Below are 24,201 nucleotides of genomic sequence, written 5' to 3' on the forward strand. Positions count from 1 at the left end.
TCAAAAGAATACGTATGAAATGTATCTTTCATATAAAAACAACTTCCCCTTTTATACAGGAGAAGTTGTTTTTTATTCTTTATAGATCAATTCCCAAAAAAGATACCCACTAACGAATAAATAATAATTGTGGAAAATAAAATCGTCATATGGAACAGAGAAAAAATAAACAATGATTTTGCCCATTTCTCTGAATCCATTTTTTTATAACCATAAATACTTAAAGCAAGCCACAAAATACTTAAAAGAAGCGATACTAACATAAGACCAATACTCAACGAACCTAAAAGAAAACTGATAATAATTAATATAATTAAATATACATTTGTTTGTATATATGTTCTTTTAATTCCTTTCACTACTGGAAGCATCGGCACATTCGCAGCTTTATACTCATCATGTTTCCGAATCGCTATCGCATAGAAATGAGGCATTTGCCAAATAATCATAATGATAAAGAGACCAATAATAGCTGGATGTGTAATATCCGGATACATAGCAGCCCAACCGATAAGCGGTGGCATTGCTCCTGAAATACTTCCTATCTCTGTATTGTAAATTGTTCTTCTTTTACTCCACATTGTATATGGTACAACGTACAAAAATAAACCTAAAAACCCTAATAACGCTGCTAAATATGTCGTTAGCGCAAGAAATGCTAAGCCAGAAATCGTCATGAATATTCCAAGCCATAATACAGCTTTAAAACTGATTTCTCCCGTTACAGTCGGTCTATTTTTTGTTCGGTCCATAATCGAATCAATATCACGATCATACAGATTGTTAAAAGCTCCTGCTGCTCCTATGATTAAAATCGAACCAATCATAGCAAATATAATTTCTGGAATTTTTTCAAACGGGCTAATTTTATATTTATATAAAGCCAATGTCAATCCAGCAAACATCGGGACCAAATTCGATTTAATAATTCCAGTTTTCACAGTTTGAGATAAAATGTCCGATAACTGTCGTTTCGAATTTGTTAATTCTTTTTTTCTTCCCATGACACTCTGTACTCCTTTTCCTCAGGTATTTCTACCATACATATAGTATTAACATACTCCTCGGTATATTAATACTATATGATATGCATGTCAAGAAAAAGAGAGTATACAGTGCACCATTGAAGGTTAATCTATGAAAATTAGAAAATCCCCTAGTAAATACAGGAAAAAGAGATTTATACAGGAAAAACTTATTCTAAACAGATGAACATCCGTTTCATACTCTCACTATTTATCGCGCTTTAACTCAATCTTTCCTGTCATAGACTTCACTGTTAACTTTGTATCATTCTCTTTTCCAATTCCTATACGGCCTTTTACTTTATGATCATTCCCTCTTTCACCAGATGAAAGTGAAAAATCACTTTTGATTCGCCCTGCCTGTGTCGACAAATCCAATTCAAGATTTTCCGGCTCTTTTTCTAGCTTTATATTTATATGAGATGATTCAGTTTTTATTATATTTTCATTTTTTAAGTTGGAAGCAGTTGATACATTAACTTCCCCGGTATTGTTTTGAATATCGAAGCTACCCTCCACTTCCTGTAACGTAATCCCTCCTGATTTAGAAACTCCTTTTATCTCGTCCCCTTTATAATTTTTTATTGTCATATCACTTGAATCACTGTACAAATCCAATTGTTTAGATGACATATTTTCACCTATAATTTCACCTGACTCTGTTTCAATATCTATTTTTTTATATATTTTTTCTGGAAGGTATATTTGCACAGTTGCTGTTTTCAAATTTACAATTGATGGGGAGTTTTTTATAATAATCTCTAATTTATCTCCATCCGCTTTCACTTTTACATCTTTCATCTCTCCTGTATCAACTTTAATATCTTTTTCTGCTGTAGAATGAACTTTAATGTTTTCTCCTACAGTTTTTATATAAATCTCATTTATATGTTTCGCGGTGAACTGTTTGGAAACTGACGATTCATTCTCTCTTGTACCACATGCGACTAGACTTAAAGTGATTATACTTATAAGTAAAAATACATATATTCTCTCTTTCATGGCTTTCATCCCCTTGACTACTTACTTGAATAGCAACCGTAATCTTCCCATTTTCTGTAACTGTCCTATTAATGCAATGCTTAGCAATAAGATAGATAATCCTATATACAAAATAGCATATGACGTTGATACTCCCAGAAAATCTACATATGGAAGATGATTCACTGGCCCTAAATACCATAAAAGCATATACACCACTTCAAACAATTTACGTGTCCTACTCCATACTCCAAATGCTAAGGCTAGCGTTGGAATAAATACTATACCGCTAAGCCAAGAAAGCAAGAGCGAAATATCTTCAATTAATATAAATTGAATGATAACACCACTAGAGATAATAAAACCCACTATAATACCTGAAATCCATGTTGCAAAAAACTTATAAAATGGAGAACAACTCGACATAATAATTTGATCCGTTCCATAATAATTTTCTCTCGTCATCATCTGTGACCAAATTGCAATTGGCCAAATCATAACGATAGATAGCCACTCTCTTGCTACATCTACCGGACATATCAATCCAAATGCTATAAGCCCAACCGCAATAATGTACCACCAGATTGTAAAGCCTTTTAACATAATGGATAACTCAGCTTTTACTAAACGCCACATGCTAATACCCTTTGTTCTCGCTATGGAAGTCAATGCAACTAAATTATTACTACGTTCACTCATAGCAATTAATTCTTTCTCCTGTCTTAACTCTGTTATCTTCTTTTCCCCTTTACTAGACATACCAAATCTATGAAATACAAGAGAAGTAAGCAAAATGAGGAACAATGTAATTCCAAGCCAAATAAAACGCGTTATCAATATTTCACTTGTCCAATGTACTCCATCCCATTGAAAGGTTTGCATCTTCCCTTCTATCGGATAATAACCAAAACTACGATTTTCTTCACCCTTGCTTAAAAATTCAAATTTACTTGCTGCATCGTGAAACATATCAGAACTAATTATATTTAAACCAAAGACATCCCAATAATCATTCGGCTGCTCCATCGCCATAATTCCTAAGAAGACCCATAAAAAAAAGAAAACAACATTTCCTATCACGCCCTTTAAACCGGGAAACACATCAAAGAAAGTAGTCAACGCTGCTAAAAGTGCCAACGAAGGCAACACAATATAAATAAGTGGATATACATAACCACCTAATTGAAACGAAAAATTTTCTCCTCGTATAAATTGCATCATGATAAAAGCAACTATAAACACGATTTCAATGACAACTAAAACAACAAAATTAGAAATTGTTTTACTAAAAATATATTGAAATTTACTTATAGGTGCAGTGGCAATCAATTGTCCTATTCCTAATTGCTGATCATCTGAAATTTGACTTCTTAACATATAAAAACCAAACAACCATAAGAATAAAGATGAAATCATCGCTCCCATACCACCAAGCCAATTCGAATTATATACCCCTCTCACACCACCAAGTTGAAATACTTCATAACCAGAAGAAGCTGCAGGAACACACGCATAGCCTAAAAAAATCGTTAATCCGATTACAATTAAGAACGGATAACTTCTCATTTGTCTAATCAAATTACTTTTAATAAAATAAAACAGATTATATACATTGTTCAATTTCCTGCCCTCCTCTCGAAGAAACATAATAAAGATAAGCATCTTCAAGAGAGGCTGCGATCATATATGCGTTTTTACTAGGCGCATGATTTGAAACAATACGAGCATGAATACCATCACTCCGGTGAACCGCACTACTTACGATACACTTCTTTTGAACATGCTGTAATTCAGAAACTGGTATAACCCACTCCCATACTTTTCCCTCTACATGCTTTAATAGTTGCTCAGGTCGCATATGAGCTAATACATTCCCTTTTGATAACAAAGCAATATCAGTCGCAATTGATTCAATATCTGTTACAATATGCGTTGATAAAATAACTATTCTATCCGTAGAAAGACTAGATAATAAATTTCGAAATCTAATTCTTTCTTCAGGATCCAATCCTACTGTTGGCTCATCTACAATTAATAATTTCGGATCATTTAATAAAGCTTGCGCAATGCCGACTCGTTGTCGCATTCCTCCAGAGTAGCCACCTAATAGTCGTTTTCTATCATTCGTTAAATTTAACGCATCAAGTAGCTCATTAATCCGCTTTTTTGAAGAGTTCATGGCTAAACCTTTCATCGCTACGATGTACTCTAAGAACTCAACGGCATTCATATTTGGATATACCCCAAAATCTTGTGGTAAATAACCAAGCTGTGAACGTAACAACTTTGGTTTCTTTTGAATGTTTTCCCCATTCCATATCACACTACCACTCGTCGGTTGTTCAATTGTTGCTAATATACGCATAAGGGTAGATTTCCCTGCTCCATTTGGTCCTAAAAGTCCCAATATACCAGGCTTTAAATGTAAGCTACATTCATTCAATGCTACTTTCCCACCGTATTTTTTTGTAACGTGGTCAATTACTAATTCCATCATGTTACCTCCTCGCCTTATGAAACGTCATTTTTTAACACTTACGTTTTCTTATTTTCATTGTAGGTGGTGAAAGTAAAATCTAAGTAAAATCTAGAGAAAATTAGCTTAAAATATACATTGAAACTTAAATCATTAAGAGTATCTTCAGCCCGTACTAACTCGTATTTTATTGTCTAGTCACCTCTCACCTAATTTTCCCACTGAATTACGAGGTAGGAATTTTACTGTTAGTTTATTATGAGATAAAACTTCTAAAACTCAATGTATGTTCTAAAAAAAGATTCCGAAACAGATTATTTTTGACTCTGTTTCGGAATCTTTTTTCACACCTTATTCCTTTCGACAATAATTCTTAAAACCTAAAATATAAAATGTAATAACAAACCTACTAACAACCAAAACCTTCTTATTTTTCCCTCTACAAAACTCTTTTCAATTATAGAATGACATGCTGTGATGATACCTATTGAAATATATGCCAAATTAACGATTTAATCTGTTCATACATATTTCCTGTATATTTTTCATGGTATTTAATCACCTATATAATAAAGTAAATCTTTAATCAACAGGAATTTACCGCTCATTAATGTATCATAAAGTACAAACATCAAACAAATTTATATTTTCTCAAATACAAGCAAACATGTACTATTTGGCAATGCTATTTGTTCACCTTGCTCATCAAACAATGTAACTTTCGATGATAAATGTTCTATATATCCTTCTAAAAGGTACTGCTTTGCTTCGATTACTTTTACATTCTCTGAACCTACAACATTCTCTACAAAGTCAATATACTCTTGAAGGGTGAATACACCAAATTGTTCCTGTACTTCATGTGGGTATGCTTCCTCCCCCCACGTATACGTATATAAAAATTCCATTGCATCGTTAACCGGCATCCTTACCCGATCGACGTCTAATGTATTAACTTGAATTTGTCTTCCTTTAAAATCACGTTGATAGTTTTTCAAGAAAGGCATTGCGGCTTCATCATGAAACTGCAATTCACACCATCCTTCACCTTCTGTTTTCACTCCATCACGAATAATCCAACGTCCCCTAGGAGTCAATATTTGAAATACACTCTTCACTAAACGTTCCATTGTTGCAATATTAAACTTCTTACCTTCTGTTTCTCCATAAGAAAAGATTTCATGATTCACTGAGCCACAATGAACTGTAGAAATACTTTCCGGATGAAATGTTTCAGCAAGGTGTAAAGCATCGCCTAGTGTAACTTCCCAGTCGTAGCCTTTTTCGTATTTATCACTTGTTAACTTTTCAATTACATTTCGTGACAAATCTACACCAATAACCGATTTATTCGGATAAACTTCTTTAAATTTATTTATCATTGCGCCCCCACCGGGACCAATTTCTACTATTATATCTCCTACTACATATAGAAGAACCGCAACTTTATCATCTACACTCCCATTCATATGCGAAAGATATTCTTCCTCATTTTCCAACCGATCAAACACATCCCTGCGTAAGCCAAATATTTCACATAACATTATGACTGCTTGTTCATAATGAGCATTATTTTCTTTTTTACAAGCTAAACAAAACTCGATGAGTGTTTTTCCAACTTCACTTGTTCCAAAACCAATTGTTAATACATTTTCAGTTTCCTTTAATTCAGGATACATTTCTGATTGAGGAATTTGAGTCATATTTAGCAATTCTACTATTGATACACTTCGCAATACTTTTTCAATTGCTCGTTTCGTATAAATATTTAAGTATTTTCCCTCCTCTCTCTCATAATACAATGCGCCCATAAGAGGCTGGAAACTGATATGATCTACATTCTTCTCAGTAATACGTTGGTAGGCTAATGCAAACACTTTCACGAACTCCTCAAAACTAAAATGAGTTAATGCTGCTTCTACATACCAAAGGTCATAATCAAATAGAACTGTAAACATTTCTTCTAACCTATCATTCATAATTGAATCATATTCTTGAACAAAATATGTATCATTAGGTGAAGCATTCGTACGTAACCGCCGAATTCGTTCCTTTACACTATATTCAATCAGTTCTCCACAAAGTATTTGTTCAATACGTTCATATACCTCTCCTTGTACTCTTTTCCATAACTTATCAGATACCCCAGTAACAATACATTCATTTAAAACACGAAGCACTTCACGCAGTTCATCTTTTTGAATCACACCTCGCTTCCATAATCTTACCAATTCATCATGAGAATTCATGGATACTTCTCCTCGTAATACTTGCCCTATTAATCCATGTGTACGAATAAGTGTAAACGTTACATCATCATATGGAAAATAGCGTCTATAAATATAAGCTGAATCTTCGTTATGTGCTAAAAATGATACCCCTAAATCCTTCCACTTCTTGCGCTGCGTTACAGAACCACACTTAGATACTTCACTCCAGCACAATACAGTTTCTACACGAGCACGAATACCATATGAAACATTCATTTTTTCTAAATGCCTTAGCGTCCGTTCCACATACTCTAATACACTCTGGTAATTTCTTTCTATACTTACTGTCCCATATTCTTCTAATAAAAACCCTAACCATATATTTGCTTCTTTCGTATATATGTTTCCGTTTCGTACTTCTTCTATTGCATGTAAACTATGTAACATACTCTACTCCCCTTTTGGTTATTCAATGCATATTCTGTCAGAGACATCTATAAAGCAAATGCGTAATCTGCATCCTAATAGATTCATTACTCTATACATGTTATTTTAAACTTCAGTCTATCATACAATTAGCTGTTACTTCTTTTAATCATATATGGTATTCCAATTTATGAAACGTAAAAAAACATCCAAAAATATCATGTATCTCTTTTCTTCTGCTTTATCTTCAACAGAAAAAGATAACCTTTGATATTTCGGATGCTTTTTTGAAGAACTTCACACTTCAAAACCATTAAAAAGGTAAAGTGAATTTAAATCATTCTTTTTTTAGACCTATAAATCGTTATATTCAAAAAATAATTCAATTCATTTTTCATTAAAATAAATGAATATTTTCCTTCTTACAAGCTTCACGCATTTCATCAGGCCATACAGAAGATTGAACTTCACCGATATGCGCTTTACGTAAGAAGTACATGCACATTCTTGATTGTCCAATACCACCACCAATTGTAAGTGGAAGTATGTCTTCTAAAATACCTTTATGGAAATCGTAATCACGTTTGAAATCTTCACCTGTCTTTGTTAACTGCTCATCAAGTGATTTACTGTCAACACGAATTCCCATTGATGATAACTCAAATGAAGATTGCAGTACTGGATGCCAGAATAAGATGTCTCCGTTTAATTTCCAATCGTCGTAGTCAGCTGCGCGTCCATCATGTTTTTCACCAGAGCGAAGCGCATCACCAATTCCGATAATAAAGACTGCACCGTACTCTTTTGCAATCGCGTGTTCACGATCTTTCGGTGTTAACTCTGGATATTTATCTTCTAATTCTTGTGATGTAACAAATACAATATCTTCTGGTAAATACTTACCAAGAAACGGATATTTTTCAAATAAATGATCTTCTAACTCTTTGAATATTCCATAAATTGTTCGTACTGTTTCTTGTAAATAATCTACTGTACGCCATTCTTTTTGAACAATTTTTTCCCAATCCCATTGGTCAACATAAATTGAATGTGTTGCATCAAGTTCCTCATCACGGCGAATCGCGTTCATGTTTGTATATAAACCTTCACCAGCTTCGTAGCCATATTCGTGCAAGGCAAATCGTTTCCATTTCGCTAGTGAATGAACAATTTCTAACTCTTCTCCTGAATGAAGCATATCAAATTCAATTGGACGTTCTACACCATTTAAGTGATCGTTTAAACCTGATTTTTTCGTTACGAATAATGGTGCAGATACACGGAATAATCCCAGACGTTTTGCTAATTGATCCTCAAAAAATGTTTTAACTTCCTTAATTGCAATTTGTGTCTCTCTTACTGTCATTAATGATTGATACATACCTATTTCCTCCTAAAATGTTTGGATGTAGTGGAAAGAAACCAACAAAAAAAGCCCTTCTTTCCCAAAAAACTGGGACGAAAGGCTTTAGTTCCGCGGTACCACCCAAATTAGCAACAGAGGTTGCTCACTTATTCAGTACGGAGATTAGAGAAATCTCGATACTGTTCTTCTTGTAACGGCGAAGTTCCCGGCTAAGTCTACTTTCCCCTAAAGGATTTCGGTTAGCGACTCCAGGAGGTTCTTCATAACAGGCTTCGTATCAGGCTCACACCACCCCTGACTCGCTTTGACTACGTCCTACTACTACTCGTCCTTTCACAGTCGTTTTGTTGTCACATCTCTGAAACATTTTATTAATGATTATTCTATACAAAAAAATAAGAAAGTCAACAAAAATTTAAAAATATTTTTCAATTCTTTATTTTATTTCTTTATCGATTCTTTAAAACCTTATGAGAGTTATCGCTTCTTTTGTGGCTTCGCTCCAAAAAACACTTTACCTAAAGTAACCATCATATATATGACAAGAAGGGTAAGCATTCGAAAAATAGAATCCATTGTATTTCTCATCATTTTCAGTTCCTTTGTACTTCTTTTCATATGTCTAACGTTCTACAATTTGAATAGATCTATGCAAATTACTGTCGATTTTATGATATACTATATCATTCAGTTGTTTGTTCTGATTCATAACGAATAGGAACAAACATAGTCATATCTCGAGATTATATTTCAAAGACATTGACTGCTATCAAAGTAGATTTTTTATAGAATAGTAACGGAGTGATAATATGAGTAAAACGAAAGCAAAAGCTAAGAAAGGTACCGGTCAAGGAACAGGAAGTAAGGGCTGGAACCGTTGGCAATCTAGTGCTAAGAAAAAGAAAAATGCGAAACCTTATAAAAGTAAAGGTACAAAAAAATAATTAAAAAACATGATAAAAGCAAGGAATTCGATACATTATAACTAGCGCTAATGTCCACTTACTTTAAGCAAAGAAAAATGGAATTATTACGTTCATAATGAAAAAAAGCTATTCTTTCACATTTGTGAAAGAATAGCTTTTTTCATTTTCTCTTATGTTAAATCATAAGAATTTCTCTAATCTCTTCTTCCGTAATAGAAGAGAATTTTTCTTGTCCTGGCTCAATCACTTCTGCAATTAAATTCTTCTTGCTCTCTTGTAACTCATTCATTTTTTCTTCAATCGTGCCATGTGCTACTAATTTGATTACTTGCACAGTATTCTTTTGACCCATTCGATAAGCCCGATCTGCCGCTTGCTGTTCGACCGCAGGATTCCACCATAAATCATATAGTATAACAGTATCAGCACCAGTTAAATTTAGTCCCGTGCCACCAGCCTTTAAAGAAATAAGGAATAAATCACCTTCTCCCTCGTTAAATCGATTGCATAGTGCAACACGCTCAGAAGATGGCGTATTCCCATCTAAATAAAAATACGGTACAGCTTGACGGTTCAATTCGCGTCCAATAATAGCAAGCATCTTCGTAAATTGAGAAAATATAAGGATTCTCTTCCCCGTACTTCTACATTCCTCTATAATTTCAAGAAGTTGTTCAAATTTAGCTGAACTCCCCTTGTAGCCGTCCACAAACAAACCTGGGTGACAACAAACTTGCCGAAGTCTCGTCAAACCAGCTAAGATTCTAATTTTATTTTTACGCAACGTATCTTTATCTAAATGTTTTAACGTTTCTTCCCTCAACTTCGCCAAATAAGCTGCATATAATTTTTTCTGCTCTGGAAGTAATTCCGAAGACTGTAAGTGATCAATCTTCTCAGGTAATTCTTTTAAGACATCTTCTTTCAAACGACGTAATACGAACGGCTTCACCCGCTTTGCTATACTTTCACGTCTTAAATCTCCAAACTCTTTTCTTCCCGGAAGCAATTCTGGAAATACTACATTGAAAATAGACCAAAGTTCCTCTAAAGCATTTTCTACCGGAGTTCCCGTTAGCGCAAAACGATACTCTGCTTGAATCGTTTTCACTGCCTTTGCGGTTTGCGTCATATGATTTTTAAACGCTTGTGCCTCATCAAAAAATAACGTATGAAACGGCTGAGCATATAGCCTTACATCTCTTCGTAATAAAGGATATGACGTAATAATGACGTCATACTTTGTAGTATCTTTTAAAATCTTTCGGCGCTCCGCCTGATTTCCATCTACAATAACAGCTCGTATATTTGGAGTGAATTTTTTCAACTCACTGAGCCAGTTATAAACTAAAGAAGATGGTGATACAACTAGTACAGGTAGTTTTTTCTCTCGAATTTCAGGTAAAACAGAAGCGATAAAAGTAATGCTTTGCAGCGTTTTACCGAGTCCCATATCATCTGCTAGAATACCGCCAAAACGATAATGTGCAAGTGTTTTCATCCATTCGAATCCATCTTTTTGATATTCTCTAAGTACTGTGACCAAACTGTCTGGTACAGCAAATTTCAGATTTTTAGGATTCCGAATGTTTTCCATTAATTCTTGAACCGATTGATCTAAACTTAGAACATTCCCTTCTTCAAGTGAATTCATCCATTTCACACTGCGCATGAGGGGTACATTCACTTCTTCTCCTTTTAGAAATTCCTTGCGAATACTCGATTCCTTTATAAACTGGTTAACTTCATTAAATTCATCGCTCTCTAGCGATAACAACGAACCACTCGCTAATCGGTAATATTTACGTTTTTCCTCAAGTGCTGCTAGTACACCTTTAATCTCAGCCTCTGGTATTCCCTTTATATCAAAACGGAATGATAACCAATCAATGCGTTCTTTACGCCGTACCCTTATAATAGGCGCGCTATTCCCCCTATGAATTCGCAACTTGATTGCTGTAGTTGCATAAATCTCCAGTAAACCTTTCAATTTCGGAACAACATGATATAAGAAATTATATTCCGCTTCTTCATTGTGCATAAAATAACCGCCCTCAGTCTTCGCAAAGGCACTTTCATTCATCATTTCTACAATTTCTCGTTCTTTTTTCTCATCGCGATTGAAGACGGAAGGTTGTCCATCCTCTTCTAACGGATTGATAACCACATTTCCATATTGAAATTCTAGTCCTGCTAATAAGCGATTTTTAACTCGGTCTAAAAATAGTTTTGCTTTCAAAGGAGGTGTTTCCATACGCTCTGATATAACCTCATCAATTCGAACATTTCCTAGCTTCATTAAACCTGGTACTACCTTCGCTACAAAATGCTCCATTTTCTCAGCAGGAATATGAAATTGATTACTACGAGAACGATTCATCATTCTTTTTAATTCAATGAGTCGATTACAATCTTCCATGTTTAAATGATATAGCTTCCCTTCAAAAAGAGCATAACCATATGTATCCATTACTTGAACTTGTTGTAATCCATCAATCTGAAGTGTATACCCTCCATTTGTACCTTTATTGAACTCAAAATCTAAGGGTAGTAACCCTTTTGAGACATGGACACCATGAAATGATTTCCCATCATAATATAGCCTTACAAATGAAGTACTAGAAAGCAGAGAAAGCATTTCCTTCCAAGAAGCTGGTGGAATTAAGATCATACTTTCATTTTGTTCAGCGCTCATTTGCAACGATTCTACATACATTTTTTCATTCCGATACATTTGAATCAGCAGTTGAATAACAGCATCTGTTTCTTGTTGAAAGCTGTAGACTTCTGGTGTATACGTAAAATCATTTGAACATATAAAAGGCTCTCTTTGTTCGATTCTATTAAGAAACTCTCTAATTTTATAGACAGGATATAAATTCTCCAGCCTTACCTGAATCCCAAACAACGTTCCCCCATTTTTTGAAGCAACTGGAGTACAAATGAATTCCACATCAAGTATTTTTCGCGTATCAAATCTATGTTGCTTGCTTTTAGGTCGCAGCGGCTTTTCATCAAATATATTCAACATACCATTCGCTAGTTGCTCATCTCTAGCGTTCATGGAATCCTCTTTTGAACTAGCTTCTAATGACCCACCACTTTGTTGAAAATTATTTATATATAGTAATGCAGCTGCAATATGTTGACAGTATGTATGAAAAGAAGCTAGTGAAGGACAGGTGCATTCCCCAACAATATCACCATTATTAGCGGTTTCTATCTTGACATAAAAATCTCCGTTTCCTTTCACTGTTGCCTCGCAAATATTTCTCTGAGCATCATAATTCGTAATATCAACTTTGTTTGTCTTATAATAGATCTCACCTTTTTTATATGAGGTTTCTCCACATAATCGTTTAATTATTGTTTTATTTAATGCAAAGCTCATTATTTTGACCCTTCCCTAAAAATAAAAATTCATCTTTCTTAACGTTATATAAAAAAAACATTAGAATACAAGCATTTCTAATGTTTTTATCTGCTCTTATATAACATTTTACATGTATACACAGTAATATCAAACAGCAATTATTTAAAACAGTCAGTTTAAACTTCAATTATTATAGGAAGAATCATCGGTTTTCTTTTTGTATGTGAGTATACAAACTGTCCAAGTACTTCTTTTATTTCTTTTTTAAGAACATTCCACCTACTCACGTTTTCTTTTTGTAAGTTATTAATGGTTGTTACAACTAGTTGGTTAATGCTCTGCAAAAATTCTTCCGAATCACGAACATATACAAATCCACGAGAAATCGTATCCGGACCAGAAATAATTTTTCCTTCTGTTTTACTAAGAGTGATCACTATCACAAGCATACCATCTTCAGAAAGCTGTTTACGATCGCGTAAAATAGCGTTTCCAACATCTCCAATGCCCAATCCATCTACATATACATTCCCTGCAGGTATTCGTCTGGAGTTCCAAGCGACTTGGTTCTTTATGTCAACAACATCACCATTACGAATAATATAAATATTCTCTTTCTTAACGCCAACGGATGCTGCTAATAGACTGTGATGATGTAACATTCTAAATTCACCATGAATAGGAATGAAATATTTAGGTTTCATTAAAGTAAGCATTAATTTTAATTCTTCTTGATAGGCATGTCCGGAAACATGCATTCCCGTTGAACTGCCCGATCCATAAATCACATTGGCTCCCAATAAAAATAAATTATCTATAATACGTGAAACATTACGTTCATTTCCTGGGATAGGAGTTGCAGCTAAAATAACAGTATCTTCAGATAGGATATCTACCTGTCGATAGTTTCCACTGGCTAAACGTGATAAAGCAGCCATAGGTTCACCTTGACTTCCAGTGCAAAGAATAGCTACCCTTTCTGGATCCATTTGATTGATCTCATTCGCTTCTATTAACATTCCCTCAGGAATATTCAAATAACCTTGTTCTAGAGCAACAGACACCACATTTACCATACTCCTCCCAAGCAAAGCAAGCTTTCTATTCGTTTTTACAGCTGCATCTACCACTTGCTGTACACGATTCACATTAGAAGCAAAGGTAGAAATAATGACTTTTCTACGAGCTTTGATGAACGCTTCTTCAATGCGCTCACCGACAGATCGTTCTGATGGAGTAAATCCAGGACGTTCTGCATTCGTACTTTCAGAGAGTAAGGCTAAAACGCCACCACTTCCAATTTTAGCCATTTTATGAATATCTGGATATTGATTATTTACAGGCGTCAAATCAAATTTGAAGTCGCCTGTATGTACTACAGTACCTTCTGGTGTATGAAAAGCAATACCAAGACAGTCAGGAATACTATGATTCGTTTTAAAAAATGTCAAACTAATTGAACCAAACTCAATAACCGATTCAGAATCAATAACAAATAGTTGCGTCAAACTTTGAAGCCCATGTTCTTTTAATTTAATACCGATTAAACCGATTGTTAATTTTGTTGCATAGATTGGTACATTTAATTGCTTTAATAGATAAGGTATGCCTCCAATATGATCTTCGTGTCCATGTGTAACAACTAAACCTCGAATTTTATCCTTGTTTTCTTGCAGGTATGTAATATCCGGGATAATTAGATCAATTCCTAATAAACTTTCATCTGGAAACTTAGAACCACAATCAATTACCACAATATCGTTTGAATATTGTATGGCATACATATTTTTCCCTATTTCATTTACTCCACCTAAAGCAAAAATGGATAGTGTATTTTCTACTGTGCTCAAAATTAATCCTCCTTTTGGAAAACATTTAAATATATTCGAAGAAATATGGAATGCTTTTTTTATGATTAACCCATCCAACTAAAGATTATTCTGATTTATAGCCGAATACATATTTTTTCCTTATGTTATAAAACATGTTTTTCCTTAGCTTCACTATTTATATAAAGTGAAACTTTAATCAGTGGGGGTTTTCTTCCATATAATTATTAATTTTAGAAATTAAAAAACCGCCTTATTAAAGACGGTTTTTATTTTTTGCTTTTTCCATTCTTTTTAATCAATAAGTATCTGTTAAAATTACATACAATGTTCTGCATTAACGTGTTTCTTTTTCTCTTCTTCTAAGACCAAATAAACCTACTAGTCCTAATAAACCAAGCCATGCCCAATTATTACGATTATCACGATCATTATTCAAATCATTTGTTGTATTTACATTTCGAGTTCTAATATCATTATTAACTCTGTTCATGTTATTGTCATTAACTCTGTTCATGTTATTGTCATTAACTCTATTCGTGATGTCATTATTATTAATTCGATTCATGTTATTGCCATCGTATTCAGCATGGACATTTGTACCAAAAACCATAATAGCTAACACTAATGCTCCTAAAATAGATGATAATTTTTTCATGTTTACCCTCCTTTCATAATTAGTAATGTCTCCAGCTTATTTAGGTATTATTCGTTCAAGGCTATATAAAACCGCTTCGTTTAAAAAATATGATAAATATCTTGAATCCTCATCACTAAAAAACGAACAAATACAGTGAAATTAAACAAACCATGATAAAGTGAAACTTTAATCAGTGGGGGGGGTTCTTCATCCCCCACTGATTATTAGCCCTCACCAATCGGGCCGTTACGGGCAGTTTGTCTCCCACCTAACTTCTTTAGAAAAGCGGAAGCGGCTCACTCAGAATCGCAGGACGCTAGAGCTGGACATTGCTCCTGCCGAATTTTGAGGTGGGAGTATTATTGCCCTAAAGTAGCGGGATAAATCAGCTGTTCTTAATGAAGATAAAACCAATCTGTCATGAGGTTATTGCATCGATTTTATGTTGATAATTTCCTGTATTTTTTTTTAGTATCAACACAACCTAATATAGAGTATGTTGATAAATATTTTATCCTTACTTACAAAGTAAAAAAATGGAGGGACACTAATGAAACATGTTGTGGCCTTATTAATTAAATATACTGCAGTTAGTGCTGTACTACTTATGATATTAGGTATTTTTCAAGATATCTCAATCCCTAGGATATTGTTTATTTCTTTAGTAATTACAGGAGCGGCCTATTTAATAGGAGATTTGTTTATTTTACCTAAGTATGGAAATACGGTTGCGACAATTGTAGATTTTGGGTTAAGTTTTTTAGGAATCTGGGTATTAACTTATCTTCTTACAAATATAGATCTAACTCGTAATATTACAGCATCCTCCTTTTGGGCGGCTCTTCTCATTGGTATAGTAGAGATATTTTTTCATATTTATATGAAAAGAATGGTTTTGCATGAAGATGGAGATTTACGCACGTCATCTAACATACATCATCATGACAAGTATGCTATGGAGTTTTCAGATGAATATGTGGATCATTCTAAAATACCAAAAGTGCATTCACCTAAAAAAGTGGAAGATACAAATGATACATTAAAATAAAAACATAATTGGATCATCCCCAAACGGCATGATCCAATTATATTTTTTAAAAGAACATTGTTTTTGTATAAATACTCTCTTTTATCAAGTCATTTATAAAATTTAATACAACCTCACAATGCAACTCTCTCTTATATGAGATCCCCAATTCCTTTAATTGCTTCATATCCAAAATACAGCCCAAACCCAACTAAAACAATTCCCGCAAAAATAGAAATCCATTTCATTATACGGTTATTTACAAACCTTCTGCCAAAATGAATGGAAGTCGCCATAAATAAATCCCAAATCATAATCCCAACAAATATTGTAATGCTATATAATAGCGCTTTTTCTTTACCTACAGTGCCAATTGCACTTGTCAAAACTGCTCCATAAATTCCAATCCAAAATACAATATTAAGCGGGTTAGAGATTGCAATTAAAAAGCCTGAAACAAATGATTTCATTGGATGTTCTCTTTCTTCATTCCCTTTACTCTCGACCTGCTTAGAAGCATCTTTTATACTTTCGTATCCAAGATACAACAGCGTAAAGAAACCAAATATCCAAATGATCAACTTCGCAACAGGGGTTGTTAAATAGACAGAAACCCCGAAATAAATTAAAAGCATCATAATAACATCTGCTGACATTGCTCCTACTCCAACAAGCCATGCACTTAAAAAGCCATTTTTTATTCCTTTATTAATTTGAGCAACATTGATTGGTCCGACAGGCGCTGATAGAGAAATCCCCAGCAACAAGTAACTAAAAATGGTACTTATCATTTTTCATTTCACATCCTTATATATGTATTCCAAAACAAATTTACATTCAATTATACCCTTTTATTACCATAAAACAACAAAAATTCAGAATTTTACATATAAAAAGAGGATGCTCATTTAGAAGCATCCTCTATTCTATCTCCATTAATCTCTTCGCCTCAAAATACAACACTTGAATAAACTTTTTCGTATTAATTCTTATATGCCCTGATGTTGTTAGCTCTTCTTTCGTCATTTCTGTCATACGCTTACGAACAATGGTAAAATCAAAAAACTTCGGCGCATAGCTTTCAAACTTCGGATTCGAAAAATCTGTTAAACCAAGGGAAGCTAGATGGTTCAAAGATTGATAAATCGCTCGACGTACTCTTTGTTCTGAAGCCTTTCTTTCTTTATCAATTTCTGCTTCTGAAGCCGTCCCTCCTAATTTTTTGACCGTAATATAGTGAAAAATGTCTTTCAGTGCTGGAAAGCCATATTCAAATGTTTTTTCTTTTTCTTGGCCTAATAAATATTCCAGCATACTCAGTAAATCTTTACTTCCATTCTCTCCAGCGATTCCGAGTTCCGATAATAAATAACGACCTGAGTCCGCTATTTTTTTCTCTTCTTTCACGGGTTCATTTCGAACTTGTGGTTGTTCCCATTGGAAGACGTTATTCAATGATTTTTGAATATCCTGTATTGATCGTTCTAATCGAATACGTTCCATCACCTTTCGTACAACAGATACAACCTCAATTTTATTCAATGGTTTTGTAATATAATATTCAACACCCAAAGAATAAGCTTCTCCAATTAATTGTTTCGATTCAACTTGAGAAATCATAATCACTTTTCCTGTAAACGTCGGTAGAATATGACGTACTGTTTCAATTCCATCCCGAATTGGCATTAATAAATCAATAAATAAAATATCTACCTTCTTAAAATTTAGCTGAGCCGCTTCAACAAAAGCACCATCTTCCGCTTCTCCTACCACTTCTCCGAGATCCTCATCTTCAATAATTTGTGATAGCATAGAGCGGAAGACTTCATCATCATCTACGATGTAATAAAACATTCTATCACCCTCCCCTTGTTAAACTAGACACAGGTAAACGTACGACAAATTTACATCCTCTTTCATTTTCTCCGTCCTGAAGGTTCACTTCTCCTCCTAGTTCTGCAACCATCTCTTTTATATAGGACAAGCCTATTCCCGTTGATGGTGTCCCTGTTTGATCATACTTCGAAGTAAATCCCGGCTTAAATACTAACTCTTTATATTTTGGTGCAATACCAGGACCATTATCTATTACTTCGAATATTACATTTTCTTCTTGCTTGTTGGCATGTATTACAATTACACCAACACCCTCTATTGCCTCTACAGCATTTGCAACTAAATTATTTAAAATGGACAATACAGTGTACACATGGTACTCATTGTGTTCACCTTCTATACTTTTAGAAAATGTTATCTCTTTCCCTAATAGCTGAGCGTACTTCTCATTTATCCTGACAATCATTTCTGCTAATTCATGCCCTTCTATGTATTCAGAAAGATTTTTATCTAATAGAAGCTTTGATAATCCTGCAAAAATCCTTTGATTATCTTTTTTAATTTCGTGTACTTCCCCAGCAATTTTCAGTACTTTTTTACTATGTATTTCTATGCTACTTGCATCATTACTAGCTTGTAAATTTCGATATAATTGATATGCTTCTTGTGTAATTAATTCTGCATTTTGAAGTGTCTTTTTTAAATGAACAGATTCCACATATAAATTAGAAAGATGCATCAACATCTTTTCATTTTCTTTTCGAACTTGTGCTTCTTTTAATTTCGTTTCATATAAACTCATCATATTTAAAAATCCAAGGGCAAAGAAACTTCGAAAAACAGCAATAATAATCAGTTTATTTACTTCTGAAACCGCGATCGTTGTACCAAGTATCAAAAAATGATTAAAAGCAAGTTCCGACATACTCGATATAATTTCAATTGAAATACCAAAACATCCTATGATGAATGGTTTTTGATGAAATTTATTTACTCTACATAATGAGAACAAACTTCCATAAATAAAATAATAAAAGAAAACTGGATAACGCAAATAAAAAGACTCTGCTAAATCAAAGTTCCCTTGCATCATCCAATCCAGGCTAATTCGAAATATGGCAACAGATAGCCCAACGAGTAAACCCGCTATAGCACCTGGTATTTTCCGTAAAAATAGTAACAAAAAGAAAAAGATTGGTGTTCCAAAACTCACACGAAATGTATCATTAAACGGATGAAAATTTAATTCTCCTGCTATTGGAACAATTAACACTAAAATAATTAAAAGGGACATATCTTTCTTCCACAATTGATTCCAATTCAAAGATGCCACTTCCTATTTATGAAATATAATTTTTCAAAAAATGAACAAGGAAAGCCCGCTTATTTTATATAAACGGGCTTTATTTCTATAGTGTTACCTGTTTAGCTGCTTTTACTTCTCGATATACAGGCTGCCACATTGCTTCTTTCACAGCTTTTCTGATATCGTTATCACCGAGTTCCTTACGAGCAACCCCTTCAGCAACTGCTGCTTTGGCTACTTCAATCGCTACTATCTCTGAAATGTTACGCAGTTCTTCTACTTCTGGAAGAATAGGTGCTCCTGGCTGACTTGTATCTACCATGCTTGCTACTGCTTCTGCTGCTGCTGCAAACATACCATCTGTCATTACACTCGCACGAACGACAATTGTTCCAAGACCGAGCCCCGGGAAGATAAGGGCATTATTTGATTGTCCAATTACATATGTTACACCATCATACGTAACTGGCTCAAATGGACTTCCAGTTGCTACAAGCGCTCTGCCTTCTGTCCAAGTTATCAAATCAACCGGCTTTGCTTCTGCAAGTGGCGTTGGATTAGACATTGGTAAAATAATTGGTCTTTCTACATGAGAAGCCATTTCCTTTACAATTTCCTCTGTAAAGGCACCAGCAACTGTTGATGTACCAATTAAAATTGTTGGTCTTACATGTTTCACAACTTCTGCAAGCCCAATCATGTCCCCATGCTTCCATTCGTTTACTTCAGATTCCTTACGTGCGTATGGAACCTGGAAATCAAGAAGATCTTTCATGCTATCTGTAAGTAAACCATTGCGGTCAATACACCAAAATCGCTCGTTTGCTTCTTTCTCTGACAAGCCCGCACGAACCATCGCATCTCGCACTTGATCTGCAATTCCAATTCCGGCTGTTCCAGCACCAAATACAACAACGCGATGTTCACATAAAGGAACACTAGAAGCTTTCACTGCTGATAATACAGCAGCAAGTGAAACGGCACCTGTTCCTTGAATATCATCATTAAATGTACATACATCATTACGGTATTTATCTAAAATTCTACGTGCATTACGTGAACTAAAGTCTTCCCAATGTAGTAACGCTTTCGGAAACTTATTACATACAGCTTTTACGAATGTATCAATAAACGTATCATAGGCTTCACCTGTTATACGTGGATGACGATTTCCGATATAAAACGGGTTATTTAATAAATCCTCTCGGTTTGTTCCTACATCTAAAATTACAGGTAATACACGACTAGGATCGATTCCAACTGCTGCCGTATAAACAGCTAGTTTTCCAATGGCGATATTAATACCACCAACGCCCCAGTCACCAATTCCTAATATTCCTTCACCATCTGTTACAACGACTAAATCTACATTGTCAGCCGTTGCACCAATATTAGAGAACGCTTCTTCTATACCAGAAGGATCATTAATGGATAAATAAACTCCACGTGGTTTACGATACTCATGACTATACCTTTGAATCGCTACCCCAACAGTTGGCGTATACACAATTGGAAGCATTTCTCGTAAATGATCTGTCAATAAACGATAAAATAATACTTCATTTCGATCATGAAGTGCTGTTAAATATACATTCTTTAATAAGTCATCTGGCTGTGAACTAAATTGTTCATATGCACGGCGTGCTTGTTCATCTAATGTTAATACCGCTGGCGGTAATAACCCTTTTAATCCTAGTTCTTCTCGTTCTTCTTCTGTAAAAGCGACACCCTTATTTAAAATTGGCGTTGCTAATACTTCTACTCCTCTTAATGTTGTTTCTAATGCACCATTAGAGGAAACCGTAAATTTACTCATACCATCCCTACCTTTATTTATCTATGCCATTTCTATATTGTAAACAAAAAAGAGGGGAATGTCCCCTCTTCTTTTAGTTTTTCTTTAGAAGAGTTGCTCCCGCAATCCCCGGATGTGTCATTTCATATGGATCTAAAATTAAATCTAATTCTTCTTGTGATAATACACCATTTTTCACACAAAGTTCTCTAACAGATTGTCCAGTTGCAATCGCCTCTTTTGCAACACGAGCCGCTGCTTCATAACCAATATGAGGATTCACAGCTGTAATAATTCCTACACTTTTCTCAACATATTCTTTCAAGTGTCCTTCATTTGCTTCAATTCCTTTTAGACAATTATCTGTAAAGGCACGGAAACCGTTATTCATAATGCTAATGGATTGAAGTAAGTTAAAGACAAGTACTGGCTCCATAACGTTTAGTTCTAATTGACCAGCTTCTGAAGCAAGACAAATCGTATGATCATTTCCGATTACTTGGAACGCAATCTGGTTAATCACTTCTGGCATAACAGGGTTTACTTTCCCTGGCATAATAGATGAACCTGGTTGACGAGCTGGAAGCATAATTTCTGCTAATCCAACACGCGGACCTGATGCCATTAAACGAAGATCATTTGCAATTTTAGACATGTTCATCATACATACTTTCAGCGCTGCTGATACTTCAGTATACGCATCCGTATTTTGCGTTGCATCTACTAAATCTTCCGCTCCAACAAGAGGTAACTCACTAATTGAAGCTAAATGTTTCACTACTGCTTCAATGTACTCTGGATCTGCATTTAATCCTGTACCAACTGCTGTTGCCCCCATGTTAACTTCATATAAATGTTGACGAGATTGCTTAATTCGTTTTATATCGCGTTCAAGCACACGAGCATACGCTTTAAATTCTTGTCCAAGACGAATTGGTACAGCGTCTTGTAAATGTGTGCGCCCCATTTTAATCACATGGTCAAATTGCTCTGCTTTTAATTCAAATACATCATGCATATAGCCCATTGTTTGCAATAACACTTCTAGTGCATTTAATGTCGCAATGTGAATTGCTGTTGGAAATGCATCATTTGTTGATTGTGCCATATTCACGTGGCTATTTGGACTAATATAGTGATAGTCTCCCTTTTCCATCTCTAATAATTCAAGAGCACGATTGGCAATGACTTCATTTGCATTCATGTTCATAGAAGTTCCTGCACCGCCTTGTATTGGATCGACGATGAAGTGATCATGCCATTTCCCTTCAAGAATTTCTTGTGCAGCTTCGGCAATAGCACCACCTTTTTTCAATTCCAATCTTCCTACATCTACGTTCGCAAGTGCTGCTGCTTTCTTCACAATCGCAAATGCTTTAATTAGACCATCATGAATTTTATAGCCTGTAATTGGGAAGTTCTCTACAGCACGCATTGTTTGAACTCCATAATAAGCATGCATTGGTACTTCTTTTTCACCTAAAAAATCTTTTTCAATTCGTACATTTTTGGTAGTTTCAGTTAATGTTGCCACCATTACCACTCCTTATCTATTTCTTAAGCTACTTCTGTTTGTTTGACTGTTTCTACATATTGTTTTGCCTTCTCCTGATCGAATTCACCTTCCCATTTCGACATAACAATAGCCGCTAATGCATTTCCTAAAACGTTAACAGATGAACGGATCATATCTAAAACACGGTCGATACCAGCAATTAAAGCAATTCCTTCAAGCGGTAATCCCATCGAACCTAATGTTGCAAGGACAACCACAAATGAAGCACCTGGAACTCCAGCCATTCCTTTTGACGTTAACATTAAAACGAATAATAACGTAACTTGCTGTGTGAGCGACATATGCACACCATACATTTGTGCGACGAATAGTGCCGCTAATGCTTGATAAATCGCCGATCCTGTTAAGTTAAATGTGTAACCTGTCGGAATAACGAAAGAGGCAACCGCCTTCGGACAACCGAACTCTTCCATTTTTCTCATTATATTAGGTAAAACCGCTTCTGAACTTGCTGTTGTAAATGAAAGAATAAGTTCTTCTTTTAAAATTTTCATTAATGTAAAGATATTTACTCCTACCATTCGTGCATTAATACCTAATACAACAATAACGAATAGTATAACAGTTACATACACAGCTAGCACTAATTTTCCTAAAGGAAGTAGTGTTGCTACACCAAATTTTGCAACGGTAACTGCAATCAACGCAAATACGCCAAACGGAGCGAATTTCATTACTTGGTTTGTAACCCAAAACATCGCTTCAAGTACACCTTCAAAAAAGTTAAATACAGGCCTTCCTTTTTCACCAATTGCCGCAACTCCTAAGCCAAATAAAACGGAGAAGAAGATAATTGGCAATAGATCACCCTGTGCCATTGATTGAATTACATTCGTTGGTACAATATGAACAATTGTTTCTGCAAAACCTTTTTTCTGCGTTGTATCAGCTGTTTCTTTGTATGATGAAATATCACTTTGCTGTAAATTATTCATATCAACGCCAGTTCCTGGTTGGAACACGTTTGCTGCAACTAATCCCATTAAAATCGCAATTGTTGTGATAATTTCAAAATAGAGGATTGTCTTACCACCTAGTTTTCCAAGTTTCTTCATATCCCCTACACCAGCGACTGCAACAATCAGTGCTGAAATAACAATAGGCACAACAATCATTTTGATTAAATGAATAAATATATCCCCAATTGGTGTGATATAAGAAATCGCTGTTTTATTGCCATAAAAGATTGCCCCTACTACAATCCCTAAAACAAGTGCAACAAAAATTTGTGCTGCCAATCCGAATTTTTTCATATGTTTTTCATCCCCTTCATGCGAACGCTTTCAATTTGTATTTATAAAAGCTTATCCACATGATATAAGCAAACCTACAAAATCAGACAAAAACCTACATGTTCGTCACAAAAAATTCGAATTTTTTTCTTTAATTATTCATTGACACCCTTTGAC

General features: G+C 34.7%; 18 protein-coding genes and 1 other annotated feature. Of the genes, 2 read left to right on the forward strand and 16 right to left on the reverse strand.

Features of this window, described 5'->3' with window-relative positions:
* Positions 1-86: 86 nt before the first annotated feature.
* The 7 genes from cyoE to AC1M36_RS13310 all read right to left on the reverse strand — a co-directional run bounded on the left by cyoE (position 87) and on the right by AC1M36_RS13310 (position 9,102).
* Complete coding sequence (cyoE, locus tag AC1M36_RS13280) at positions 87-1,004, reverse strand: heme o synthase (protein ID WP_336451931.1); 918 nt, start codon at positions 1,002-1,004, stop codon at positions 87-89.
* 228 nt (positions 1,005-1,232) lie between these two features.
* On the reverse strand, positions 1,233-2,036 hold the full coding sequence (locus AC1M36_RS13285; RefSeq protein WP_336451930.1) for a DUF4097 family beta strand repeat-containing protein: 804 nt from the start codon (positions 2,034-2,036) through the stop codon (positions 1,233-1,235).
* 12 nt (positions 2,037-2,048) lie between these two features.
* Complete coding sequence (locus AC1M36_RS13290) at positions 2,049-3,626, reverse strand: hypothetical protein (RefSeq protein ID WP_336451929.1); 1,578 nt, start codon at positions 3,624-3,626, stop codon at positions 2,049-2,051.
* Positions 3,610-4,500: an ABC transporter ATP-binding protein gene (locus AC1M36_RS13295; protein ID WP_336451928.1), complete on the reverse strand. Its 891-nt coding sequence runs from the start codon at positions 4,498-4,500 to the stop codon at positions 3,610-3,612. Before AC1M36_RS13295 ends, AC1M36_RS13290 begins: the two co-directional genes overlap by 17 nt.
* A gap of 623 nt (positions 4,501-5,123) precedes the next feature.
* On the reverse strand, positions 5,124-7,139 hold the full coding sequence (locus AC1M36_RS13300) for a class I SAM-dependent methyltransferase (protein ID WP_431612893.1): 2,016 nt from the start codon (positions 7,137-7,139) through the stop codon (positions 5,124-5,126).
* A gap of 376 nt (positions 7,140-7,515) precedes the next feature.
* Positions 7,516-8,499, reverse strand: coding sequence for an aspartate--ammonia ligase (gene asnA / locus AC1M36_RS13305; RefSeq protein ID WP_336451926.1), 984 nt, complete (start codon positions 8,497-8,499; stop codon positions 7,516-7,518).
* A 70-nt stretch (positions 8,500-8,569) separates the two neighbouring features.
* Positions 8,570-8,830: a binding site (T-box leader), on the reverse strand.
* A 131-nt stretch (positions 8,831-8,961) separates the two neighbouring features.
* On the reverse strand, positions 8,962-9,102 hold the full coding sequence (locus AC1M36_RS13310; RefSeq protein WP_336451925.1) for a hypothetical protein: 141 nt from the start codon (positions 9,100-9,102) through the stop codon (positions 8,962-8,964).
* Between the two features lie 191 nt (positions 9,103-9,293).
* Here AC1M36_RS13310 and AC1M36_RS13315 point away from each other — a divergent pair, with 191 nt between their 5' ends.
* Entirely contained in the window at positions 9,294-9,428 is a 135-nt protein-coding gene (locus AC1M36_RS13315) for a DUF3934 family protein (protein ID WP_017152329.1), read from the forward strand.
* A 157-nt stretch (positions 9,429-9,585) separates the two neighbouring features.
* On the opposite strand, the gene AC1M36_RS13320 is transcribed toward AC1M36_RS13315, so the two are convergent.
* The 3 genes from AC1M36_RS13320 to AC1M36_RS13330 form a co-directional block, all read right to left on the reverse strand.
* Positions 9,586-12,801, reverse strand: coding sequence for an SNF2 helicase associated domain-containing protein (locus AC1M36_RS13320; RefSeq protein ID WP_336451924.1), 3,216 nt, complete (start codon positions 12,799-12,801; stop codon positions 9,586-9,588).
* A 158-nt stretch (positions 12,802-12,959) separates the two neighbouring features.
* Positions 12,960-14,633, reverse strand: a complete 1,674-nt coding sequence (locus AC1M36_RS13325) for a ribonuclease J (protein ID WP_336451923.1) — start codon at positions 14,631-14,633, stop codon at positions 12,960-12,962.
* A 316-nt stretch (positions 14,634-14,949) separates the two neighbouring features.
* The gene (locus tag AC1M36_RS13330; RefSeq protein WP_431612891.1) at positions 14,950-15,270 is read right to left on the reverse strand and encodes a WGxxGxxG family protein; all 321 of its coding nucleotides are present in this window, start codon (positions 15,268-15,270) and stop codon (positions 14,950-14,952) included.
* Positions 15,271-15,802: 532 nt separating this feature from the next.
* On the opposite strand from AC1M36_RS13330, the gene AC1M36_RS13335 reads away from it, so the two are divergent.
* Positions 15,803-16,300: a YndM family protein gene (locus AC1M36_RS13335; RefSeq protein WP_336451921.1), complete on the forward strand. Its 498-nt coding sequence runs from the start codon at positions 15,803-15,805 to the stop codon at positions 16,298-16,300.
* Between the two features lie 131 nt (positions 16,301-16,431).
* Here AC1M36_RS13335 and AC1M36_RS13340 read toward each other — a convergent pair whose 3' ends face one another.
* The 6 genes from AC1M36_RS13340 to AC1M36_RS13365 form a co-directional block, all read right to left on the reverse strand.
* Positions 16,432-17,070: a LysE family translocator gene (locus tag AC1M36_RS13340; protein WP_336451920.1), complete on the reverse strand. Its 639-nt coding sequence runs from the start codon at positions 17,068-17,070 to the stop codon at positions 16,432-16,434.
* Between the two features lie 130 nt (positions 17,071-17,200).
* A complete protein-coding gene (locus AC1M36_RS13345; RefSeq protein WP_336451919.1) occupies positions 17,201-18,133 on the reverse strand; it encodes a response regulator in 933 nt (310 codons plus the stop codon).
* A 4-nt stretch (positions 18,134-18,137) separates the two neighbouring features.
* Positions 18,138-19,448 (reverse strand): ATP-binding protein, encoded by a 1,311-nt coding sequence (locus AC1M36_RS13350; RefSeq protein WP_336451918.1) that lies wholly within the window; start codon positions 19,446-19,448, stop codon positions 18,138-18,140.
* A 76-nt stretch (positions 19,449-19,524) separates the two neighbouring features.
* Positions 19,525-21,258, reverse strand: a complete 1,734-nt coding sequence (gene malS, locus AC1M36_RS13355; protein ID WP_431612905.1) for an oxaloacetate-decarboxylating malate dehydrogenase — start codon at positions 21,256-21,258, stop codon at positions 19,525-19,527.
* Positions 21,259-21,310: 52 nt separating this feature from the next.
* On the reverse strand, positions 21,311-22,753 hold the full coding sequence (gene aspA, locus AC1M36_RS13360) for an aspartate ammonia-lyase (protein WP_336451917.1): 1,443 nt from the start codon (positions 22,751-22,753) through the stop codon (positions 21,311-21,313).
* A gap of 20 nt (positions 22,754-22,773) precedes the next feature.
* Entirely contained in the window at positions 22,774-24,045 is a 1,272-nt protein-coding gene (locus AC1M36_RS13365; protein ID WP_336451916.1) for a cation:dicarboxylate symporter family transporter, read from the reverse strand.
* Positions 24,046-24,201 lie beyond the last annotated feature (156 nt).

The organism is Bacillus sp. Medicinal_06 (assembly GCF_056711665.1).

What these genes read in the sequence shown, in the direction of transcription:
- AC1M36_RS13285 (WP_336451930.1), bottom strand. Translation starts at nt 2,036, where the DNA reads ATGAAAGCCATGAAAGAGAGAATATATGTATTTTTACTTATAAGTATA.
- cyoE (WP_336451931.1), bottom strand. Translation starts at nt 1,004, where the DNA reads ATGGGAAGAAAAAAAGAATTAACAAATTCGAAACGACAGTTATCGGAC.
- AC1M36_RS13315 (WP_017152329.1), top strand. Translation starts at nt 9,294, where the DNA reads ATGAGTAAAACGAAAGCAAAAGCTAAGAAAGGTACCGGTCAAGGAACA.
- AC1M36_RS13345 (WP_336451919.1), bottom strand. Translation starts at nt 18,133, where the DNA reads ATGTTTTATTACATCGTAGATGATGATGAAGTCTTCCGCTCTATGCTA.
- AC1M36_RS13365 (WP_336451916.1), bottom strand. Translation starts at nt 24,045, where the DNA reads ATGAAAAAATTCGGATTGGCAGCACAAATTTTTGTTGCACTTGTTTTA.
- AC1M36_RS13335 (WP_336451921.1), top strand. Translation starts at nt 15,803, where the DNA reads ATGAAACATGTTGTGGCCTTATTAATTAAATATACTGCAGTTAGTGCT.
- AC1M36_RS13310 (WP_336451925.1), bottom strand. Translation starts at nt 9,102, where the DNA reads ATGAAAAGAAGTACAAAGGAACTGAAAATGATGAGAAATACAATGGAT.
- AC1M36_RS13340 (WP_336451920.1), bottom strand. Translation starts at nt 17,070, where the DNA reads ATGATAAGTACCATTTTTAGTTACTTGTTGCTGGGGATTTCTCTATCA.
- asnA (WP_336451926.1), bottom strand. Translation starts at nt 8,499, where the DNA reads ATGTATCAATCATTAATGACAGTAAGAGAGACACAAATTGCAATTAAG.
- aspA (WP_336451917.1), bottom strand. Translation starts at nt 22,753, where the DNA reads ATGGTGGCAACATTAACTGAAACTACCAAAAATGTACGAATTGAAAAA.
- AC1M36_RS13320 (WP_336451924.1), bottom strand. Translation starts at nt 12,801, where the DNA reads ATGAGCTTTGCATTAAATAAAACAATAATTAAACGATTATGTGGAGAA.
- AC1M36_RS13330 (WP_431612891.1), bottom strand. Translation starts at nt 15,270, where the DNA reads ATGAAAAAATTATCATCTATTTTAGGAGCATTAGTGTTAGCTATTATG.
- AC1M36_RS13295 (WP_336451928.1), bottom strand. Translation starts at nt 4,500, where the DNA reads ATGGAATTAGTAATTGACCACGTTACAAAAAAATACGGTGGGAAAGTA.
- AC1M36_RS13300 (WP_431612893.1), bottom strand. Translation starts at nt 7,139, where the DNA reads ATGTTACATAGTTTACATGCAATAGAAGAAGTACGAAACGGAAACATA.